This is a genomic window from Klebsiella sp. 141203 (assembly GCF_032601985.1).
GTDB classification, from domain to species: Bacteria; Pseudomonadota; Gammaproteobacteria; order Enterobacterales; family Enterobacteriaceae; genus Klebsiella; species Klebsiella aerogenes.
Map to the genome: position 1 here is coordinate 1,243,786 of NZ_JAQIRL010000001.1, position 21,371 is coordinate 1,265,156.

The window sequence follows — 21,371 nt, forward strand, 5'->3', positions numbered from 1 at the left end:
CGAAAAAGAAAAGGCCGATTAATCGGCCTTTCAGGTGTAACACCCGGTTTATCCCTTTTTACAGGGCTCGCGACTACAGCAGCTCAAATTCGCTCTGCTTAACGCGGGCGGAATCGACGCCGATAAAGACGTTAAATTTGCCCGGTTCGGCAACGTATTTCATCTGCTGGTTCCAGAACTTCAGCGCTTCAACATCAATCGGGAAGCTAACGGTTTGCGTCTCGCCCGGCTTGAGATTCACCTTCTTAAAGCCGCGCAGCATTTTCACCGGCCGGCTCATCGACGCGGTCACGTCCTGCAGATAAAGCTGGATCACCGTCGCCCCTTCGCGTTTGCCGGTGTTGGTCACCTGCACGCTGGCGGTCACGCTGCCGTCGCGCGGCAGCGTTGGCGCCGACATTTTGACATCGGAAACGCTAAAGGTGGTGTAGCTCAGGCCATAGCCAAATGGATACAGCGGGCCGTTCGCTTGATCGAAATAACGCGAGGTGTATTTATTGGGTTTTTCCGGATTGTACGGACGGCCGGTATTCAGATGGCTGTAATAGGTCGGGATCTGCCCCACCGAACGCGGGAAGGACATCGGCAGCTTACCGGACGGGTTGTAATCGCCAAACAGCACATCGGCGATTGCATGCCCGCCTTCAGTACCGGCAAACCAGGTCTCCAGCAGCGCATCAGCCTGCTGATCCTCTTTCACCAGCGCCAGCGGACGGCCGTTCATCAGCACCAGCACCAGCGGTTTACCGGTCGCTTTCAGCGCGCTAATCAGATCGCGCTGACTTTGCGGCAGGGTGATATCGGTACGGCTGGAAGCCTCATGCGCCATGCCCTGCGCTTCGCCCACTACCGCAACGACCACGTCGGACTGTTTCGCCGCCGCCACGGCTTCATCGATCATCTCCTGCGGCGAGCGCGGGTCGACTTGCACTGCTTTCTCATACAGGTTAAGGAAATCGACAATGCCTTTATCGTCGGTAACGTTAGCGCCTTTGGCATAAATCACTTTGCCTTTATCGCCCAGCGCTTCTTTGATGCCGGTCAGCACGGTGACCGACTGATCGGCCACGCCCGCCGCCGACCAACTGCCCATCATGTCGCGCTTGCTATCCGCCAGCGCGCCCACCACCGCGATGGTGCCGGATTTTTTCAGCGGCAACGTATCGAGACGATTTTTCAGCAGCACCAGGCTTTCTCGCGCCACTTCGCGCGCCTCTTTACGATGCAGACGGCTTTCGGCGTTGGTATCCTGCGGATCGGACGCTTTCGGCCCCAGATGGCTGTACGGATCGTTGAACAGCCCCATGTCATACTTGACGTTGAGCACGTGGCGGGTAGCGTCATCCAACTCAGCCATCGTCACCTTGCCGGATTTCACCAGCCCCGGCAGATATTTGCTGTAGTACTCATCGCTCATGCTCATGTTGATACCGGACTTCAGCGCGACGCGCACCGCGTCTTCCGGGTCGGAGGCGACGCCGTGTTTAATCAGCTCTTTGATGGCGCCATGGTCGGAAACGGTGATGCCTTTGAAGCCCCACTGGTCGCGCAGGACGTCTTTCAGCAGCCAGGAATCGGAAGTGGCCGGGGTACCGTTGAGCGAGTTTAGCGCCACCATCACCGCGCCGCTGCCGGCATCGAGACCGGCTTTATACGGCGGCATGTAGTCATTGAACAGGCGCTGCGGGCTCATATCGACGGTGTTGTACTCTTTACCGCCTTCAACCGCGCCGTAGGCGGCGAAGTGTTTAACGCTGGTCATCACCGAATAGCGGTCTGCCGGGCTCTTACCCTGCATCGACTCCACCATCGCTTTACCCATCACGGTGGTCAGGTAAGTGTCTTCGCCAAACCCTTCAGAGGCGCGGCCCCAGCGCGGATCGCGAGAGACATCGACCATCGGCGCCCAGGTCATATTAAGACCATCGTCAGCCGCTTCGTAGGCCGAGATACGCCCGACGGTACTCACCGCGTCGAGATTAAAAGAGGAGGCCAGGCCGAGGCTTATCGGGAAGACGGTACGCTGGCCGTGCAGCACATCGTAGGCGAAAAACAGCGGGATCTTCAGGCGGCTTAGCTGCATCACCTGATCCTGCATCACGCGGATATCAGGCCGGGTTACGGTATTAAAAATCGCCCCTACCTGACCGTCTTTGATCATTTCCCGGATCGCCTCTTTCGGGTTATCCGGGCCGACGCTGATTAGGCGCAGCTGACCGATTTTTTCATCGACCGTCATTTTTTTCAGCAGTTCGCTAACAAACGCATCTCGCGCCTCAGGCGTCAGCGGATGGTTACCAAACAGCTCATCGGCCAGCGCGGGTTGCAGCGCCAGGCTCACGGCGACGCCAACAGTACACAACCATTTCATTATTATGTATCCCTCTTTGATTCGGTGCTAATAGCCCAGCGAAAACGCAGCAAAAACCGCAGTTTGCCATATATATAAACAACGCGCCCGTAGAATGCTAAGGTTCTTATCTGATTTATAGAAACATTCATGCACCAAATTGTCATACAAAGCGGTATGCTAACAGCGATATAGCTTTCCTGTGCCCACAAGGAGTGAATCATGTCATCTGCAACAACAATAAATAACCCTCCCTTTTTGGCGGAACTGGCGCGGCTGGTTGGCTCCTCGCATCTGTTAACCGATCCGGCGAAAACCCAGCGTTACCGAAAAGGTTTCCGCTCCGGCCACGGCGATGCGCTGGCGGTGGTGTTCCCCGGTACCCTGCTTGAACTATGGCGAGTTCTCAGCGCCTGCGTCCAGGCTGACAAAATTATCCTGATGCAGGCGGCGAATACCGGCCTCACTGAAGGCTCCACCCCGAGCGGCAATGATTACGATCGTGAAATTGTCATTATCAGCACGCTGCGTCTGGACAAGCTGCACCTGCTGGATAAGGGCGAGCAGGTGCTGGCCTACCCTGGCACCACCCTCTATTCACTGGAAAAAGCGCTAAAACCGCTGGGCCGCGAACCGCACTCGGTGATCGGCTCTTCTTGCATCGGCGCATCGGTTATCGGCGGTATCTGTAACAATTCCGGCGGTTCACTGGTGCAGCGCGGGCCTGCCTATACCGAAATGTCGCTGTTTGCGCAGATTGACGCCGACGGCAAGCTGAAATTAGTCAACCATCTGGGAATCGATTTAGGCGCGACGCCGGAACAAATCCTGAGCCGCCTCGACGATGATCGTATCAACGATGCCGACGTGCAGCATGATGGCCGTCACGCCCACGATCACGATTACGTCACCCGCGTGCGCGATGTCAACGCCGATACCCCGGCTCGCTATAACGCCGACCCGGACCGCCTGTTCGAATCCTCCGGCTGCGCCGGTAAACTGGCGGTCTTCGCCGTTCGTCTCGATACTTTTCCGGCGGAAAAACGCCAGCAGGTGTTCTATATCGGCACCAATCAGCCGGAAGTGCTCACCGAAATCCGCCGTCACATCCTCGCTGAATTCAATAATCTGCCGGTGGCCGGCGAATATATGCACCGCGATATTTACGATATCGCCGAAAAATATGGCAAAGACACTTTCCTGATGATCGATAAGCTCGGCACCGACAAAATGCCGTTCTTCTTCACCATGAAGGGGCGCACCGACGCGATGCTGGAAAAAGTCTCCCTGTTCAAGCCGCACTTCACCGACCGCTTTATGCAGAAGCTCGGTCATGCCTTCCCGGCGCACCTGCCGGAGCGTATGAAAACCTGGCGCGATAAGTACGAACATCATCTGCTGCTGAAGATGGCCGGCGACGGCATCGAAGAAGCGCAGAAGTGGCTTACGGAGTATTTCCAGCAGGCCGAAGGCGATTTCTTTGCCTGTACCGCGGAAGAAGGCAGCAAGGCATTCCTGCACCGCTTCGCCGCCGCCGGCGCGGCGATCCGCTATCAGGCGGTACATGCCGACGAAGTGGAAGATATTCTGGCGCTGGACATCGCCCTGCGCCGCAATGACACCGAATGGTTCGAACATCTGCCTGCGGAAATCGATAGCCAGCTAGTCTACAAGCTCTACTATGGCCACTTTATGTGTCACGTCTTCCACCAGGATTACATCGTGAAGAAAGGGGTCGATGCACACGAACTGAAGGAAAAAATGCTGGATCTGTTGAAAGCGCGCGGCGCGCAGTACCCGGCGGAGCACAACGTCGGCCATCTGTATGAAGCGGCGGAGAGTTTAAAGCGCTTCTATCGCCAGAACGATCCCACCAACAGCATGAATCCGGGTATCGGCAAAACCAGCAAACAAAAATACTGGGGCGAGGCGCAGAAGCCAACGAAAGCACAATAATCGTCACCAGGACTATTCAGCCGCCGGGCTTCTGTATTACGCTGCAGGCCGGAGAAAAAGACTCTCCGGCCAATTAGCTTGAGGAGCCCCCATGTCCGCCAAGGATAAGTTACAAGACGCCGACTTAGAGATCCGCGAAGCGCTGCCTGATGACGCGCATGCGATTGCCGCGCTGTACGTCTGGCACGTGCTTAACGGCCGCGCCTCATTTGAAGAGATCCCGCCTACCGTCGACGAAATGCGTAAGCGAATCAAAACTGTACGCGATAACGGGCTTCCCTGGCTGGTCGCGCTGTGGCGCGGCACCATCGTCGGCTACTGCTACGCCACCTTTTACCGCCCTCGCCCGGCGTACCGCTATACGCTGGAAGAGTCGATTTACGTTGAGTCAGGCATGGGCGGGCGCGGCATCGGCAGCGCGCTACTGACGCGGCTCATTGCGCAATGTGAACAGGGGCCGTGGCGGCAGATGCTGGCGATTATCGGCGACGGACATAACAACGCCGGCTCGATTGCCATTCATAAGAAATTTGGCTTTACCGTTGCCGGACAGCTGCGCAGCGTCGGCTATAAGATGGGAGACTGGCGCGATACCCTAATCATGCAGCGCCAGCTTGGCGACGGCGACTGGACGTTACCAGAGTGATATCAAAATTCCCGGATTACGGCGTAATCCGGGGAAGGACAAATTAATCGTTCTGTGCGGTCTGCGTGCCGCCTTTCAGCATTGCTTCCGCCATCTGCGCTTCACGCTGCTTTTTATAACTCAATGCGGATGCCGGAACCGGCATCACCTTGCCGGTTTCAATCCAGGTCCGTAAACGGCTGGCGTCGGCAAAGTGGGTATATTTGCCAAACGCGTCCATTACCACCAGCGCCACCGGGCGTTGGTTAATCACCGTGCGCATAATCAGGCAGTGGCCGGCGGCGTTGGTAAAGCCGGTTTTGGTCAACTGAATATTCCAGTTATCGCGATACACCAGGTGGTTGGTATTGCGGAACGGCAAGGTATAAGCCGGATGCGCAAAAGTGGCGGTATCTTCTTTGGTGGTGCTTAGCTGGCCGATCAGCGGGTATTGTTCGCTGGCGATCAGCAGCTTAGTCAGATCGCGCGCCGTGGAGACGTTATGCACCGACAGGCCGGTCGGCTCAACATAGCGTGTATGGGTCATCCCCAGCGCCTGCGCTTTGGCGTTCATCGCGCGGATAAAAGCGTTATAACCGCCAGGATAGTGGTGCGCCAGGCTGGCAGCGGCGCGGTTCTCCGAGGACATCAGCGCCAGCAGCAGCATATTGCGGCGGCTAATTTGGCTGTTAAGACGCACGCGGGAATATATGCCTTTCATCTCCGGCGTCTGGCTGATATCAACGGTCAGCATTTCGTCCAGCGGTAAATGCGCATCCAGCACTACCATGGCGGTCATCACTTTGGTAATAGACGCCATCGGGCGCACCAAATCGGGCTGGCTGGCGTAAATGATTTTCTTGGTCGCCAGATCGACGATCATCGCGCTACCGGAAGCGATATCCGGCTGTGAAGCGGCGGTTACCGCACTGGTTTTTGCTATCGCCTGGGGCGCAAAAGGCACAGCCAGCAGCAAAGTCAGGCTGAGCAAAGAAATTCGAAAATTCGGCATCATGGGCATTCTGAAAAGTATTTTTGCACGCTATAGAACGTACGCCGCGGCGTAAAGTGAGCTACGCCGCTGGCAAACGCCATCATACCGCGTCATAACGCCCTGAGGCCAATAAGAATCGTGAGTAAATGCTGCATTGCCGACATAATTATTCATTTCTGCCGGCAATGCATTTGATTAGAAGAGTCGGTACCCGTAACCCCACAGCACGACGGTAATCGCCAGCAGCACTTCCAGCACCAGCACCCCGATAGCCAGAGTCGAGCTGGCGAAGCTGAGCCCCTCTTCCTTATTAATACTCAGGAAGGTCGGAATCCCCAGATACAACAGATAACCGGTGTAAAACAGCGCGATGGTGCCTATCAGCGCACACAGCCATACCAGCGGATAGAGCGCCACGATCCCGCTTAAAAAAAGCGGCGTCGCGACGTAGCCGGCAAAGACCATACAGCGTTTCAGCGACGGTTGTTGCGGATAGCTTCTGGCCATCCACCAGATCACCCGCCCCATCACCGCCACCCCGGCCAGCATCACGGCGTAAAACAGTACCGCTAATACCAACCCGGTCATCAGCGAGAGCTTAATCACCGTACCGTCGCCGAAGTTCCAGCCGAGCTGCGTCGTACCGATAAAGGCGCAGATAACCGGAACCGCCGCCATCACCAGCACATGGTGCGTGTAGTGATGCGAAACGGTCTCATTTTCACTCTTGATCACGCTCATCTCTTGATTAGGATGAGAGAAGAGTCCCCAGACATGGTTCATAGCGTCCCCCTTGTCACGGCTTCGTACAGCACTGATCCAAGTATAATTCACTCTGTAGATTATTTTGTGTACAGCGATAAAAATCCGCTTCAGCGCGTTTTAATGATCAAGGTGTATGATTAAGGGACTGGTAAGAGTAGGAGTTTATGTTTATATGGATATCAATCACCTGATTTCCCAATACGGCTACGCGGCGCTGGTTATCGGCAGCATCGCAGAAGGTGAAACCATCACCATCCTTGGCGGCGTGGCGGCGCATCAGGGTCTATTGAAGTTTTCGTTGGTGGTCATCGCCGTGGCCTTAGGCGGCATGATCGGCGATCAGCTGTTGTATTTCCTCGGACGCCAGTTCGGCGGTAAGCTACTGCGCCGCTTTTCGCGGCAGAAGGCGCGGATCCGTAAAGCGCAGCGCCTGATTCAACGCCATCCCTATCTGTTCGTTATCGGCACCCGCTTTATGTACGGCTTTAGGGTTATCGGCCCGGTTTTGATCGGCGCCAGCCGCTTGCCGCCGAAAATTTTTCTGCCGCTGAATATTTTCGGCGCCATCGTTTGGGCGCTGATTTTTACCACCCTGGGTTATCTCGGCGGCGAGGCGATCGGCCCGTGGCTGCATCATCTCGATCAGCACATCAAACACTGGATCTGGCTGATTCTCGTAGTGGCGCTGGTGGTCGGAGCCCATCTGTGGCTGAAACGCCGGGAAGCGAAAAGAAAAGCGGAAGATACAGAGGATGATAATCAATAGCGGCGGCGCGCGCCGCTATTGACGCCGTTATTTCGTCGTCTGGTGATAACCGCCGCCCAGCGCGGAAGTCAGCTGAATGCTGGCGTCCAGCCACTGGCCGTGCAGGCGCAGCGCGGTGATTCGCTCCTGTAGCGCAGGCAGCTTCGCCATACTCACGCGGGAGCCGGGTAAAATACCGGCGTTCATTCGCGCCTGGGCGAGATTGACCACCCGCTGCGCGTCTTTCTCCACCTGCTGCTGCTGCTGGTTTTTCTCCATCAGCGTCTCTACCTGGCTTGCGGTTTTCGCTACCTGGTTCACCGCATCGACTACGGCCTTGTTGTATTTAGCGATCGACAGGCCGTTCTGCGCGCTGGCGATATCAAGATTGGCATTCAGCCTGCCGCTATCAAAGATAGGCAGCGTCAGTCCGGCGGTGACGCCCATCTGCTGCGCCGAATGACGGAACAGATCGCTTAAATGCAGCGCATCCTGTTGCAGGAACGCCATCAGGTTGATATCCGGATAAAACGCCGCTTTCGCCGCATCAATTTCGCTTAGCGAGGATTCAATATACCAGTGGGCTTCCTGCAGATCCGGACGGCGGGCCAGCAGTTCATAGCCCAGTTGGCTCGGCATCTGCGCGCTGACCGCGGGCAGCGGCGCCGCACGCAGATTGAGCGACTGGCTCTGGCTATTGGTTAACGCCATCAGCCGCGCTTCAATCTCTTTCATATTACCCGCCACATCGGCCAGCTGCTGATCGGTTTTGCTGACGTTAATGTCGTTCTCCGCCCCTTCGGCGGAGTTAGTGATACCACGCTGATAGAGCGCGGTATCCACGCTCACAATATTATTCTGTTCGCTTTTGACCTGCTGCAGCACCGTTTTCACCGCCGCTTCGGTCTGCCACTGCCAGTACAGTCGCGCCACGCTGCTGGCCAGCAGCTCGCGGGTCTGCGCCTGCTCGGCGACCTGGGCTTTCACTTCGCCGATACGCGCTTTCACCAACGCACGGTTTTTCCCCCACAGATCCAGATCCCAACCGGCGGTCAGGCCAAAGGTACCGTTGGTGTACCAGGGGCCGGTGTTGCCGTCGGTATCGGTGGCGAACGGTCCCATCAGGCCTTCCGCGGACATTTTCTGCCGTTCGATATCGGCGGAAAAATCCATCTCCGGGCCGAGATTTGCCTGCGACATTCGCGCCTGCGCTTCGGCCAGTTTGATGCGCTGCGCGGCAATTTGCATATCCGGAGCATTGGCTAACGCGCGCTGAATCAGATTATCCAACTGGGCATCGTGGTAATCTTTCCACCAGTCGGTATGCGGCCAGCCATTTTTTACGGCGGCGGGCAGATCCATCGAAACATGAGATGCCGGAGTTTGCTGCTTTAAAGGGCCGCCAATGTCATGCGATGGCGCGCAGCCAGCCAGCGCGATGGCCAGTGGCAGTGCCGCCAGCACGCTTTTGCTCAATGTAAGGTTCATTCTTCAGGTCGGGTTACTTATAAAGGTTGGTCATCATAAATTAATTGAATGACGTTCGTTAAGTAAAGCGTGTGCATTGACAATGAGTCAGCTAAAAATAAACAAAGTTATTATTGGAGTTGCAATGAGTCAGAACATTTATGACGATCCCGGTTTCTTTGCCGGTTACGCCACCCTTGACCGTTCGGTGAAGGGGCTTGACGGCGCGCCGGAGTGGCCGGCAATTCAGCGCCTGCTGCCACAGTTAGACGGCCAGCGCGTGGTCGATCTCGGCTGCGGATACGGCTGGTTTTGTCGCTGGGCGCAGCAACAAGGAGCAAAACAGATAATCGGTTTCGATCTCTCCAGCCGGATGCTGGAGCGGGCGCGGGAGATGACCACCGGCGAGACTATCGAATATCGCTGCGCCGACCTGCAAACCCTGACGCTGCCCGCGAATAGCTGCGATCTGGTCTACAGTTCGCTGGCGCTGCACTATTTACCGGATGTCGCGCCGCTGTTCGCCACGCTCTATCAGGCGCTGGTTCCCGGCGGTACGCTGGTCTTCTCCGCCGAACATCCCATCTATACCGCGCCGCTGCAGCAAGGCTGGCAGGTGGATGAACAGGGGCGGAAACGCTGGCCGGTGAGCCACTATCAGCAGGAAGGCGAACGCATCAGCAACTGGTTTGCCGACGGGGTGATTAAACAGCATCGCAAACTCTCAAGCTGGATTAATGCGCTCATCGCGGCCGGTTTTGTGCTGGAGCAGCTTGATGAATGGGGCCCGAGCGCCGAACAAATCGCCGCCCAACCGGCGCTGGAGGAAGAGAAAGAGCGTCCGATGATCTTTTTACTGCGCGCCCGTAAACCGGCTTAAACGGCATGCGGCCCGGATCAACCGGGCCGCCGAATGGCTTATTCCTGCAGGCTACCGCCGTTGCTGGCAATCACCGCCTGATACCAGGCAAAACTTTTCTTCTTACGCCGTTCGAGCGTCCCCTGCCCGCGATCGTCACGATCGACATAGATAAAACCGTAGCGCTTGGACATCTCGGCCTTCGACGCGCTAACCAGATCGATTGGCCCCCAGCTGGTAAAGCCCATCAGTTCAACGCCGTCAGCAATGGCTTCGCGCGCCTGCACCAGGTGATCGTTGAGATAGCTGATGCGATAGTCATCGTTGATGCTGCCGTCGGCTTCAATTTTATCCTTCGCCCCCAGACCATTTTCAACGATAAACAACGGCTTCTGATAGCGGTCCCACAGTACATTCAACAGCGTACGCAGCCCCAGCGGGTCTATCTGCCAGCCCCACTCCGAGCTTGCCAGATGCGGGTTCGGTACCATGCTGAGAATGTTGCCGCGCGCCTGCTGGTTCAGCGCTTCATCAGCGGTGACGCAGCCGGTCATATAGTAGCTAAAGGAGATAAAATCGACGGTCTCTTTCAGCGCTTCCCGGTCACCGTCGGTGATGGTCAGCGTAATATCGTTTTCGCGGAAATAGCGCTGCATGTAGCCCGGATAGGCGCCACGGCACTGGACGTCGCCAAAGAACTGCCAGCTGCGGTTTTGCTGCAGCGTTTCAAAGACATCTTCCGGCTTGCAGCTCAGCGGATACATCAGCCCGCCGAGCAACATATTGCCAATCTTCCCCTGTGGTACCAGTTCGTGACAGGCTTTGACCGCCAGCGCGCTGGCCACCAGCTGATGGTGGATAGCCTGATAGACTTCGCCTTTGCTGCTACCGGCCGGCAGGCCGACGCCGGTCATTGGCGCGTGCAGCGACATATTAATTTCGTTAAAAGTGAGCCACAGTTTGATCTGATTTTTATAGCGGCTGAACACCGTCCTGGCATAGCGCTCGAAAAAGCCAATCACCTTGCGGCTGCCCCAACCGCCATAGTTTTTCACCAGCGCCCACGGCATCTCATAGTGCGATAGCGTCACCAGCGGAGTGATGTTGTGCGCGGCCATCTCGGCAAACAGTTTGTCGTAGAAGGCCAGCCCGGCTTCGTTCGGCTCGGCGTCATCGCCATTCGGGAAGATACGCGTCCAGGCGATCGAGACCCGCAGACAGTTGAAGCCCATCTCAGCAAACAGCGCGATATCCTGCGGATAACGATGGTAAAAATCGATCGCCACATCTTTAATACCGCTGTCGCCCGCGACGCGCTCCACGACGTCGCCGAATACCCCCTGCGGCTGCACGTCGGAGGTGGATAAACCTTTGCCATCTTCCAGATATGCGCCTTCGACCTGATTTGCCGCGGTGGCGCCGCCCCATAAAAAGCCCTGCGGGAATGTTTTCATCGCTCTCTCCTGTGATTAATGGCTGACGGACAACAGCGGCTGGCCGGCATCCACGACGCTCGCGGACACCATCTCAACGCTACGGTAATCATCGCTGTTGCTGATAATAATCGGGGTCGCCAGGTCGTAACCGGCGTCCAGAATGGCCTGACGATCGAACTCCAGCAGCAAATCGCCGGCCTGAACTTTATCCCCCTCTTTGACATGGGCGGTAAACGGTACGCCGTCGAGTTTGACGGTATCAATACCGACGTGAATCAATAGTTCAATGCCGCTGTCGCTCAGCAGGCCGATGGCATGTTTAGTCTGAAACAGCGAGGCGACCTCGCCAGAAAACGGGGCAATGACCTTGCCCACCGCCGGAATAATAGCCACGCCTTTGCCCAGCAGGCCGCTGGCGAAGGTGCTATCCGGCACCTGATCGAGGGCCAGCACGCTGCCGGACATCGGCGCCAGAATATCGTTTTCCGCCGCAGAGGCGACGACGACCGCGCGTTCCGCCTGGCTGCGCGGCAAGCCGGCGAAGAAGGTCAATACGCAGGCGAGAATGAAAGCCACGCCGGTGCCGATTAATCCCCCCCACACGCTAAAATCAATGCCGCCGGGCGGGATCATCTGCGCCGGAAAGAAAATGTTCGGCACCCCAAAGGAATAGGCGTAGCTATTACTGAAGGCGGTAATCGCGCCGCCAATCGCGCCGGCGATACAACCAAAAATAAACGGGCGACGTAACGGAAGGGTCAGGCCATAAATGGCAGGCTCAGTGATGCCAAACAGCCCGGCGGAAAACGCGGAACCTGCCAGCATCCGCTGACGCGAATCGCGCGTGGCCAGCAGTATCCCCAGCACGGCGCCTACCTGGGCTATCACCGCCGGCAGAATGATCGGCAGCATAGAATCATGCCCCAACACGGTCATGTTATTGATCATCAGCGGTATCAGCCCCCAGTGCAGGCCGAAGATAACGCATACCTGCCATAGCGCGCCCAGCACCGCGCCTGCCAGCCATGGGGCAAAAACGTAGATAACCTGATAGCCATTGGCAATCATGTGGCTCAGCCAGGTCGCCAGCGGGCCTATCACCAGAAAGGTCAGCGGCACAACCACCGCAAGACAGATTGCCGGAGTAAAAAAGTTCTTCATCGCGGACGGCAGCACCGCATTACTCTTACGTTCCAGCCAGCAGCAGACCCAGGAGGCGAGGATAATCGGGATCACCGAGGAGCTATAATTGATATAGGTCACCGGTATACCGAGGAAGTGTTCCACTGGTGCCCCCGTCTGGCTGGCTTCAAAGGCCTGAATCATCAGCGGGTGGGTTAATGCGCCGCCGATCACCATTGAGATGAACGGGTTGCCGCCAAACTTTTTGCCAGCGGTGTAGCCAAGAAACAGCGGGAAGAAAAAGAACAGCGCATCACTGGCGGCAAACCAGATTTTATAGGTCCCCTGTTGCGGCGTGAGCCATCCGCAGGTTAGCGCCAGCGCCAGCAGTCCTTTCAGCAGACCCGTCGCCGCCATTACGCCAATAAAAGGGGTAAAGATGCCGGAAATGATATCGATGAGCTGACTTAATATCGAGCTTTTCGCCGCTTTCTCCTGCGGCACCGGTTCGCTGTCGTCGCTTAATCCCGCCTGCTGGCGTACTGCCAGCCAGACATCGTGAACATGGTTACCGATGACCACCTGAAACTGGCCGCCGCTTTCTACCACCATGATCACGCCGGGGTTCGCCTTCAGCCCTTCGGCATCGGCCTTAGCATTATCTTTCAATTTAAAACGCAGACGTGTCGCGCAGTGAACCAGACTCACAATATTCTCTTTGCCGCCGACGCGGTGAAGAATATCCTGCGCGAGTGCTTTATATTCCATGCTCTTTTCCTTACTGCCGCTGCCCACAGACAACCGGCGACTGAGTATTAAAAATAAAAAAACCCGAGAACCACGCCGGTTGGCGTCGCGCTCAGGTTTTGCCTGCATCATGCAGTAACAATCCAGTTTTGTGGGGGAATTAACGCCCCTCTTTTCTTACCCGCTCGATATGAATGGCAAGAAACATAATCTCTTCGGTGGTCAGCGCCCGTTGATAATTCTTTTGCAGGTGCTTCGCCACCGTTTCCGCGCACTTCCACGCTTTGGCGTAGTTATCTTTCACCGCACTGTGCAGCGTAACGTCGTCATCCTGCACTACCGTTCGCGTTAACATGCGCTGGGCGAAAAACTTCAGATGGGTCACAAAGCGCTGGTAGCTGAGCGACTCTTCATCGTAGTTAAGCTGCAGCTGGTACTTCACCAGTTGCAGGATCTCCTGCATCACCCGCGTCACGTGCATCACTTCCGGCATTTCGCTGTTGAGCTGCGCCGTCACCAGATGCAAAGCGATAAACCCGGCTTCATCCTCGGCAAGCTCGACGCCCAGCCGGCGGGCGATGATGGCCCTCGCCTCCTGCCCCAGTTCGAACTCCTTCGGATACAGCCGTTTAATCTCCCACAGCAGCACGTTGCGAATCGCGACGCCGTTTTTCTGCCGCTCGATGGCAAAGTGACAGTGGTCAGTTAAGGTGATGTACAAACTTTCCTGTAACTTTCCCAACCGCCCGCGGGCCAGCTCGATGATACGATCGCAGGTGGTCATCACTTCTAACGGTATCTGACTGAGTAATTCGCCTAAGCGGCCAACCAGTTCATCGCTTTGTAAGGCGAAGACTTTTTCAATTTTACTTTCGTCCAACGAGTCGCCCACGCGCTTTTGAAAGGCCAGCCCTCGCCCCATCACCACCTGTTCGCGCTGCTGCTCGTTGACCACTACCACCACGTTATTATTAAGTACTTTGGCGATTAGCATATGAACCCCAGAAACAAAAAAACCTGACCCCCGACAAATGCCAGGTAATCAGGTTTCGCCTGCCGAAGCAGTAGCAATCCAACGTTTGCACTGTATCAACTTCTTGCGGCGACTCAAGCGCGAGGGAATAAAAACGTGATACAGCTCGCGTCGCATCGTGCAGGAATGAGTGCTAATTAATAAAGTGCGTACGGATTAACACATCTTATCTAATAACGAGCAATGGCGTGCGCTATCTCTGCTGAGGTTTGCAAGGTGCGAATTTCATTAAAGACGCCAAGCGCTTCAGTATATTCCTTGCGTAAATAGCCCAGCCACTGCTTAATGCGCGCCACGTGATATAAACCGGTATCCCCCTGCTTTTCCAGCTGGGTATATTTTTTAAGTAACTCAACCACCTGCGGCCACGGCATACGCGGTTCATTGTATTTGATTACCCGACTGAGATTCGGCACGTTGAGCGCGCCGCGGCCAATCATCACCGAATCACAGCCGGTAGCAGCCATGCACTCCTGCGCGCTTTGCCAGTCCCAGATTTCGCCGTTAGCAACCACCGGAATAGTCAGGCGCTGGCGGATTTCGCCGATGGCCTGCCAGTTGATGCGTTCAGCTTTGTAACCATCCTCTTTGGTGCGGCCATGCACCACCAGCTCGCTGGCGCCCGCCTGCTGGACCGCGTCGGCGATTTCGAAGCGCCGTTCGCCGCTGTCCCAGCCGAGGCGAACTTTCACCGTCACCGGCAGGTGATCGGGAACCGCTTCGCGCATGGCTTTCGCCCCGCGATAGATAAGTTCGGGATCTTTCAGTAACGTTGCGCCACCGCCGCTGCCGTTCACCAGCTTCGATGGACAACCGCAGTTTAAATCCACGCCCCAAGAGCCAAGCTCCACCGCGCGGGCGGCGTTTTCCGCCAGCCATTGCGGGTATTGCCCCAACAATTGCACGCGCACGCGGGTGCCGGACGGAGTGCGACTTTGATGGTGCAGTTCCGGGCACAGTCTGTAGAACGATTTTACCGGCAGCAGTTGGTCCACCACGCGCAGAAATTCGGTGATGCACAGATCGTAATCATTAACCTCGGTCAGCAGCTCGCGCACCAGCGAATCGAGCACGCCTTCCATTGGCGCCAGTAATACACGCATATCGTTACCCGGAAAAAAAAGAGGCGCTATGGTAGCGCCTCTGTGCGTCGGTTTAAAGATCTCAATACCAGACCTTAGCGTGGTGCGAGGCAGTTATCCTCTTTCCAGCCGTAAAGCCACTCGATACCGCGGTAAAATTCATCCTGCGTTTTGCCCTTCCAGAGAAGATTACGTACCTGCCGTTCGACCCCCGCCGCGTGATAAATCCGCCCCATTTCACGGGTTGACCAGACAATTCGCGCGGTACGCGGAATACGCACCGACTCGTACAGCGCGAAGGCGCGAGCGGCGTCGCCGTCGCACTGCTGCAGCGCTTTACCTATCGTTACCGCATCCTCCAGCGCCATGCAGGCGCCTTGCGCCATATACTGCGCCACCGGGTGGGCGGCATCGCCGACCAGGGTAATGCGATCGTTACCCCACTTTGCAACCGGCTCGCGGTCGGCGGTAGACCAGCGGCGCCAGGACGTTGGTTTGTCGAGCATCTGCCGCGGGCGGGGATGAATCCCTTTAAAGTAAGAAAGCACCTCTTCTTTGCTACCGTCGCGCACGCCCCACTCTTCGCTTTCGCGGCTATGGAAAGTGACCACCAGGTTGTACTGTTTGCCGCCGCGCAGCGGATAATGCACCAGATGACAATGCGGCCCGGCCCACAGAACCGGCGCGTTAATCCGCAGGTCCTCCGGCATGTCGGCCGCCTCGATCACCGCGCGGTACACCACGTGGCCGGTGACCCGCGGCGCATCGCCGAGCAGACTCTGGCGCACCACTGACTTCACGCCGTCACAGCCCAGCAGAATATCGGCGGTCCAGCTATTGCCTTTGTCATCAAAGACCGTCACGTCATCGGCGGTCTGGCGGATATCCACCACCTGAGTTGAAGTCCGGTATTCCACGCCGGGATGGGTCAGCGCGGCTTCCCAGACGGTGGCGTGAATGTCCACCCGATGGATCACCGCATACGGGCCGCCGAAATGGTCACGGAAGGCCTGCCCGGTCTCGATACGCACCACCTCTTCCCCATTCACCGCATCCATCATCGTGATATGGTCGGTAAACACCGCACGCTGGCGCGCCACTTCGCCGACGCCCAGACTATCCAGCGCTGAAAACGCATTCGGCCCCAGCTGAATACCGGCGCCGATTTCGCCGATTTCATGCGCCTTTTCCAGCAGCATCACTTTGATCCCCTGGCGCGCCAGAGAGAGCGCCGTCGCCGCGCCGCCAATGCCGCCGCCGACAATAATTGCTCGCGTCACTTTCGCCATTTTCCCTCCTCCCTAGGCCGGAATTTTGTCTTGTTGATTTTCCGGCGCGGCGGCGATAAACGCCGGTAGCCGGGTACAGGCATCGTAAACCGCCTGGCAGCGCGGATAATGGCTCAGATCGCACCCCATTCGCTGCGCGTTAGCCCACTGCGGCACCAGGCAACAGTCGGCGAGCGTTGGCCTATCGCCGACGCAGTAAGCGCCGGATTTCGCCTGCCGCAGCAGTTGCTCCAGCGCGCTGAGCCCCTGCTGGATCCAGTGGGCATACCAGCGTTTTTTGTCCGCTTCGCTGACCTTCAACTCGTCGCTAAGGTAGCGTAAAACCCGCATGTTATTAATCGGATGAATATCGCAGGCGATGGCGTAGACCATCTCCAGCACCCGCATCCGCGCCGGATCCTCCTGCGGCAGCAGCGGCATTTGTGGGTAGTGGCGGTCAAGCCAGTCAACTATCGCCAGCGACTGGCCCAGCGATTCACCGTCATCGGTGATAAGCGTCGGCACCAGCCCCACCGGATTGAGCCGCCGGTAGTCCAGCGCATTCTGCGCCCCGATGCGGATATTCACCCCCACGCTCTGATAATCGATGCCCTTGAGGGCCAGTGCGATGCGCACCCGGTATGAGGCAGAGCTATTAAAAAAACTGTACAGCTTCATTGTTCACCTCACACCACGCGAACGGCGATAGGCGTCAGTCCGTCTACGTTGCCGGTAATCACATCGCCCTTCACCACCGCGCCGACGCCCTCCGGCGTGCCGGTGAAAATCAGATCGCCGGGCTGCAGTTCAAAAAAGCCCGAGAGATAGCTGATGGTTTCATTTACTGACCAGATGAGGTGGCGTATATCGCTACGCTGATGATCTTCACCGTTCACCTGCAGCCAGATCCCGGCCTGATTCACCTCGCGCGCCTCGGCGGCTTTATGCAGCGGCGCGACAGGAGCGGAAAGATCGAATGCTTTACCTATTTCCCACGGGCGCCCCATTTGGCGCATCTCCATCTGGCGGTCGCGGCGGGTCATATCGAGTCCGGTGGCATAGCCCCAGATATATTCCTGCGCCTGCTCAAGCGGGATGTCGCGTCCCGCTTTGCCGATGGCGACCACCAGCTCAATCTCGTAGTGATAGTTGTCGGTCCGCGCCGGATACGGCAGATCCAGCGTTTCGCCAGCTGCGACCGGCACAACCGCATCCGCCGGTTTGCAAAAGAAGAACGGCGGTTCGCGATCCGGGTCGAAGCCCATTTCACGGGCGTGGGCGGCATAGTTACGGCCAACGCAGTAAACGCGGCGTACCGGGAATTGCTCATCGCTGCCAACAACCGGGATGCTAATCGGCGCCTGGGGGGCAAAAACGTATTGAGTCATCATTGTTTTCCTTCTTATTAATAACGCGCTTCGCGGAACAGGCCTAAGGTCTCCTGTACCGGACGGTCCGAGAAGCTAAATAACACGCACTCTTCGCAGGCGTTGAACGATACGCCGTGCCAGGTTGGCGCCACGAAAATGTCTTTCGCCTGGAATGCAAAGGTTTGTTCGCCAATCGTCACCTGGCCGCTACCTTCCACTACGTGGTAGATGGTGCTGTCGGTGGTTTTCGCCACCCGCGACCGGAACCCTTTCGGCAACAGTTGCAGGAAAGCGCCCATCGAGGGCATCGGATAGCCGCCGGTGACCGGGTTGACGTAGCGCATCTTGTAGCCGTCCCATTCGTCGGCCTCGCCAAGATGGGTCAGGTCATGCAGCGCCTCGCGGCTACGGTCGTAGCGGTAGTTAAAAATCGGCGAGGAATTTCCCACCTGATGGCGCAGCGGCAGCATGTTGGCAGCGTAGCGCGGCAGGTAATCGCCCTCTTTACGCGTCACTGGCTGTTGTTCCTGCGGATAATCTTCAGCAAAGCCGCAGCCAAGATAGTTGACCAGCGGTAAATCGAGACCATCGAGCCAGACCACCGGTTCATCGCCAGGATTGCCGTGATCGTGCCAGCGCCACTGCGGAGTCAGAATAAAATCGCCGGGGCGCATTGGCGTGCGCTCGCCGTCGACGGCGGTAAACGCGCCGTGGCCTTCCACGATAAAGCGCAGCGCCGACTGGTTGTGACGGTGGCTCGGCGCCACCTCGCCCGGCATGATGAGCTGCAGGCCGGCATACAGCGACGCGGTAATGGACGACTGGCCGCGCAGCTGCGGGTTCTCCAGCACCAGTACCCGACGCACCGCCTCTTTAGCGCCGATTAACTGCCCGCTTTCCAGCAGCAGCGGGCGAATTTCCTGATAGTTCCAGTACGCCGGGGCGCAGTTGGCATTCGGCGTTTGCGGCACCAGGTGGTGCAGCGATTCCCACAGCGGCGTCAGATTCTGCCCGGCAATATGCTGGTAGAACTGCTGGCGTTCGCGGTTCGATTGCGGAGTAGATGGCGTCATTATTGTTCTCCTCATTTATTCGCGATACCGGCAGAGGGCAGCGCGTCGGGTACAGATCCAGGACGGCGAACCGCCAGCATCAGCATGATGAGCATCACCGCGCCGATCGCCGCCGGTACCGCTATAACGTAAAACAGCGTGTCGAAAGAGAGATTCATCGCCATCATCATGCCGCCGGAGAGCGAACCCACGATGGCGCCGCAGCGGCCTACGGCATTGGACCAGCTGACCCCGGTCGCGCGGCTCTGAGTAGGGTAAAGCGTGGCGGTCAGCGCATTCAGGCCTACCTGCGAACCACTCACGCCAATGCCGGTGCCGAAAATCGCCAGCGCCATCAGCCACAAACCGTTTTCGCTTAAACCGATCATCACGATGCACAACGCCCCCAGGCAGTAACTCAGCGCCAGCACAAGGAAGGGATTGAAACGGTCCATCAGGATGCCGAGCAACAGTGCGCCAAGCGTGCCGCCCACCTGAAACGCGGCGGTCACCCACGAAGCGTGCTGCAAATCGATACCACGATGGTTAAGCAGCGTCGGCATCCAGCTGGAGAGTAAATAGATAATCAGCAGGCTCATAAAGAACACCACCCAGAGCATCAAGGTGATCGCCAGTTGTCGGCCGGCAAACAGCTGGCTAATGCTGCCTTTCGGCCCGGCCGCCGGTTCATCCAGCCAGAAATGGGTCTCGGGATAGCGCTCGCCGGTGATAGCGCTGACGGTTCTGGCGATAGTCGCCTGCGGCAGTCCGCGACGCACCTGCCAGCGCGGCGACTCCGGCAGCGCCCACAGCAGCGCGACGGCCAGCAGCAGCGGCAGGATCCCGCCTAAGGCCAGAATGCCGTGCCAGCCGATATGCGCCACCAGTTGGGCGCTCACCACGCCGCCCAGCGCCGAACCCAGCGTGAAGCCGCAGAACATCAGGGTAACTAACGCGCCGCGGCGGCGGGCGGGCAGATATTCCGAGGTCATGGTGATGGTGTTGGGCATCGCCCCGCCCAATCCCAGACCGGTGAGGAAACGCAGGATAACCAGCATCTCAAGATTCGTCGAGAATGCGGAGAGCAGGCTAAATAAGCCAAACAGCGCGACGCAGAACTCAATCACCCGTTTACGACCGAAGCGGTCGGAAAGCGGGCCGCAGAGCAGCGCCCCGGCGGTCAATCCCAATAGCCCGGCGCCAAACAGCGGCGCGAGGTCGCTGGCGCTCAATTGCCAGTGAACGCGGATATCGGGGGCGATAAAACCAATGGCGGCGGTGTCGAAACCATCAAGCATGACCACCAGAAAACAGCAGATAATCACACGCCACTGCAGGGCGCCAACCGGCGCTGCGTTAAGTAACGTCTGTAGTTCACGTCGTTGAGCCATAATGATGCCTCAGTGCAGGTCAGGGTAGATGTTGTATTTATTTCTTTTATGTTGCGATTTTGTAACCATGGCGATGAAATGTACAATGGCTTTTCGGGCATAGACATAACCTGGAGGTTATCGGCTGATGGCGAACTGGACGCAAAAGTTGAAGCTGCAGCATTTGAAAATGCTGGTGGCGCTGGGTGAGCAAGGCAATCTCACGCAGGTCGCGAAAATGATGAATATTACCCAGCCCGCACTCTCTAAGTGGCTGACGCAATTTGAAGAAGAAGTCGGCATGCCGCTCTTTGAGCGCCACAGTAAGGGCCTGCGCCCTTCGGAAGGCGGCAAACTGCTGCTCCAGCACGCCCAGCGGCTAATCAACGACATGTCGCGCTCGCAGTATGAGATTGAGCGCTTTAAACAAGGTGGGCTGGTCGGCAGCCTGATGATCGGCTGCTCGCCGGTGGCGACAGACTGCGTGGCGCAGGCCATCCTCGCCCTGCTTAAAGAGATGCCGACCCTGCATCTGAATATCGAAGAAAAAGTGATGACCCCGCTGCTGCACGACCTGCTCTCCGGCGTGGTCGATGTGGTCGTCGGACGTGTTGGCGGCCGCGCGCTGGAACTGCCGCTCAACTATCGTGTGCTGTATACCGAACCGGTGTGCTTCGTCGCCCGTCCGGACCATCCGCTGGCTAGCATGCCGCGTTTGAGCTGGGCGGATCTCGCCGTCTGGCGCTGGATAGTCTGGCCCACCGGCACGCCCATTCGTCAGAGCATTGATAACGCGCTGGTCGATAACGGCGTCATGCTGCCGGAGAATACTATCGAGTCAGCCTCAATGAATGTCACCAACAATTTGCTGCAAAGCAGCGATATGATCTCTATTCTTTCTTTGCGGCTGGCGCAGCATTACGCCGAACATCGGCAGCTGACGATTCTGAATTTGCCGCGTATTGAACAAAAAGGTAGCGTTGGGGTGTTCTGGCGCAAAAGCGAAGTACCGTCGCTGGCGCTCACTCGTTTTCTGCACTACCTCGCAGAATAAGGCCGCTGTTCCCATTTTCTATGCTGACGATGCGTAGAATTCATGATGTGATCGGTAGCACATTTCAGGGTTTAAT

18 protein-coding genes are annotated in these 21,371 nt (G+C 57.3%); 5 read left to right on the top strand and 13 right to left on the bottom strand.

Features of this window, described 5'->3' with window-relative positions:
- Positions 1–73: 73 nt before the first annotated feature.
- A complete protein-coding gene (gene bglX / locus PGR29_RS06000; RefSeq protein ID WP_316424239.1) occupies positions 74–2,371 on the bottom strand; it encodes a beta-glucosidase BglX in 2,298 nt (765 codons plus the stop codon).
- Positions 2,372–2,572: 201 nt separating this feature from the next.
- Between bglX and dld the strand changes: the two genes are divergently transcribed.
- Together dld and PGR29_RS06010 are read left to right on the top strand one after the other, a co-directional pair.
- The gene (gene dld / locus PGR29_RS06005; RefSeq protein ID WP_113374372.1) at positions 2,573–4,306 is read left to right on the top strand and encodes a D-lactate dehydrogenase; all 1,734 of its coding nucleotides are present in this window, start codon (positions 2,573–2,575) and stop codon (positions 4,304–4,306) included.
- 91 nt (positions 4,307–4,397) lie between these two features.
- Entirely contained in the window at positions 4,398–4,952 is a 555-nt protein-coding gene (locus PGR29_RS06010) for a GNAT family N-acetyltransferase (protein WP_015365736.1), read from the top strand.
- 43 nt (positions 4,953–4,995) lie between these two features.
- Here the strand turns inward: PGR29_RS06010 and pbpG are convergent, their stop codons facing one another.
- Complete coding sequence (pbpG, locus tag PGR29_RS06015) at positions 4,996–5,946, bottom strand: D-alanyl-D-alanine endopeptidase (RefSeq protein ID WP_161799877.1); 951 nt, start codon at positions 5,944–5,946, stop codon at positions 4,996–4,998.
- Between the two features lie 174 nt (positions 5,947–6,120).
- A complete protein-coding gene (locus PGR29_RS06020; RefSeq protein WP_087860174.1) occupies positions 6,121–6,708 on the bottom strand; it encodes a Yip1 family protein in 588 nt (195 codons plus the stop codon).
- A 154-nt stretch (positions 6,709–6,862) separates the two neighbouring features.
- Here PGR29_RS06020 and PGR29_RS06025 point away from each other — a divergent pair, with 154 nt between their 5' ends.
- A complete protein-coding gene (locus PGR29_RS06025) occupies positions 6,863–7,456 on the top strand; it encodes a DedA family protein (RefSeq protein ID WP_087860173.1) in 594 nt (197 codons plus the stop codon).
- 27 nt (positions 7,457–7,483) lie between these two features.
- Here PGR29_RS06025 and mdtQ read toward each other — a convergent pair whose 3' ends face one another.
- A complete protein-coding gene (mdtQ, locus tag PGR29_RS06030) occupies positions 7,484–8,923 on the bottom strand; it encodes a multidrug resistance outer membrane protein MdtQ (protein ID WP_113374371.1) in 1,440 nt (479 codons plus the stop codon).
- Between the two features lie 124 nt (positions 8,924–9,047).
- Between mdtQ and PGR29_RS06035 the strand changes: the two genes are divergently transcribed.
- On the top strand, positions 9,048–9,782 hold the full coding sequence (locus tag PGR29_RS06035; RefSeq protein WP_113374370.1) for a class I SAM-dependent methyltransferase: 735 nt from the start codon (positions 9,048–9,050) through the stop codon (positions 9,780–9,782).
- A 38-nt stretch (positions 9,783–9,820) separates the two neighbouring features.
- Here the strand turns inward: PGR29_RS06035 and PGR29_RS06040 are convergent, their stop codons facing one another.
- The 9 genes from PGR29_RS06040 to mhbT all read right to left on the bottom strand — a co-directional run bounded on the left by PGR29_RS06040 (position 9,821) and on the right by mhbT (position 20,262).
- Positions 9,821–11,215: a glycoside hydrolase family 1 protein gene (locus PGR29_RS06040; RefSeq protein WP_087860170.1), complete on the bottom strand. Its 1,395-nt coding sequence runs from the start codon at positions 11,213–11,215 to the stop codon at positions 9,821–9,823.
- A gap of 15 nt (positions 11,216–11,230) precedes the next feature.
- On the bottom strand, positions 11,231–13,198 hold the full coding sequence (bglF, locus tag PGR29_RS06045) for a PTS beta-glucoside transporter subunit IIABC (RefSeq protein WP_213794387.1): 1,968 nt from the start codon (positions 13,196–13,198) through the stop codon (positions 11,231–11,233).
- A 28-nt stretch (positions 13,199–13,226) separates the two neighbouring features.
- Positions 13,227–14,060, bottom strand: a complete 834-nt coding sequence (bglG, locus tag PGR29_RS06050; protein WP_032712035.1) for a transcriptional antiterminator BglG — start codon at positions 14,058–14,060, stop codon at positions 13,227–13,229.
- A 209-nt stretch (positions 14,061–14,269) separates the two neighbouring features.
- Positions 14,270–15,202: a tRNA dihydrouridine(16) synthase DusC gene (dusC, locus tag PGR29_RS06055; protein WP_316424241.1), complete on the bottom strand. Its 933-nt coding sequence runs from the start codon at positions 15,200–15,202 to the stop codon at positions 14,270–14,272.
- A gap of 74 nt (positions 15,203–15,276) precedes the next feature.
- Positions 15,277–16,470: a 3-hydroxybenzoate 6-monooxygenase gene (locus PGR29_RS06060; protein ID WP_047066113.1), complete on the bottom strand. Its 1,194-nt coding sequence runs from the start codon at positions 16,468–16,470 to the stop codon at positions 15,277–15,279.
- A 12-nt stretch (positions 16,471–16,482) separates the two neighbouring features.
- Positions 16,483–17,127, bottom strand: coding sequence for a maleylacetoacetate isomerase (gene maiA / locus PGR29_RS06065; protein ID WP_113374367.1), 645 nt, complete (start codon positions 17,125–17,127; stop codon positions 16,483–16,485).
- A gap of 8 nt (positions 17,128–17,135) precedes the next feature.
- Positions 17,136–17,837 (bottom strand): fumarylacetoacetate hydrolase family protein, encoded by a 702-nt coding sequence (locus tag PGR29_RS06070; protein ID WP_316424343.1) that lies wholly within the window; start codon positions 17,835–17,837, stop codon positions 17,136–17,138.
- A 17-nt stretch (positions 17,838–17,854) separates the two neighbouring features.
- Positions 17,855–18,892 carry a gentisate 1,2-dioxygenase gene (gene gtdA / locus PGR29_RS06075; RefSeq protein WP_316424242.1) on the bottom strand — a complete coding sequence of 346 codons (1,038 nt, stop codon included), beginning with the start codon at positions 18,890–18,892 and terminating at the stop codon, positions 17,855–17,857.
- Between the two features lie 11 nt (positions 18,893–18,903).
- Complete coding sequence (gene mhbT / locus PGR29_RS06080) at positions 18,904–20,262, bottom strand: 3-hydroxybenzoate transporter MhbT (RefSeq protein ID WP_316424244.1); 1,359 nt, start codon at positions 20,260–20,262, stop codon at positions 18,904–18,906.
- Between the two features lie 127 nt (positions 20,263–20,389).
- Between mhbT and PGR29_RS06085 the strand changes: the two genes are divergently transcribed.
- Positions 20,390–21,295 (top strand): LysR family transcriptional regulator, encoded by a 906-nt coding sequence (locus PGR29_RS06085; RefSeq protein ID WP_316424245.1) that lies wholly within the window; start codon positions 20,390–20,392, stop codon positions 21,293–21,295.
- The last annotated feature ends 76 nt before the right edge of the window (positions 21,296–21,371 follow it).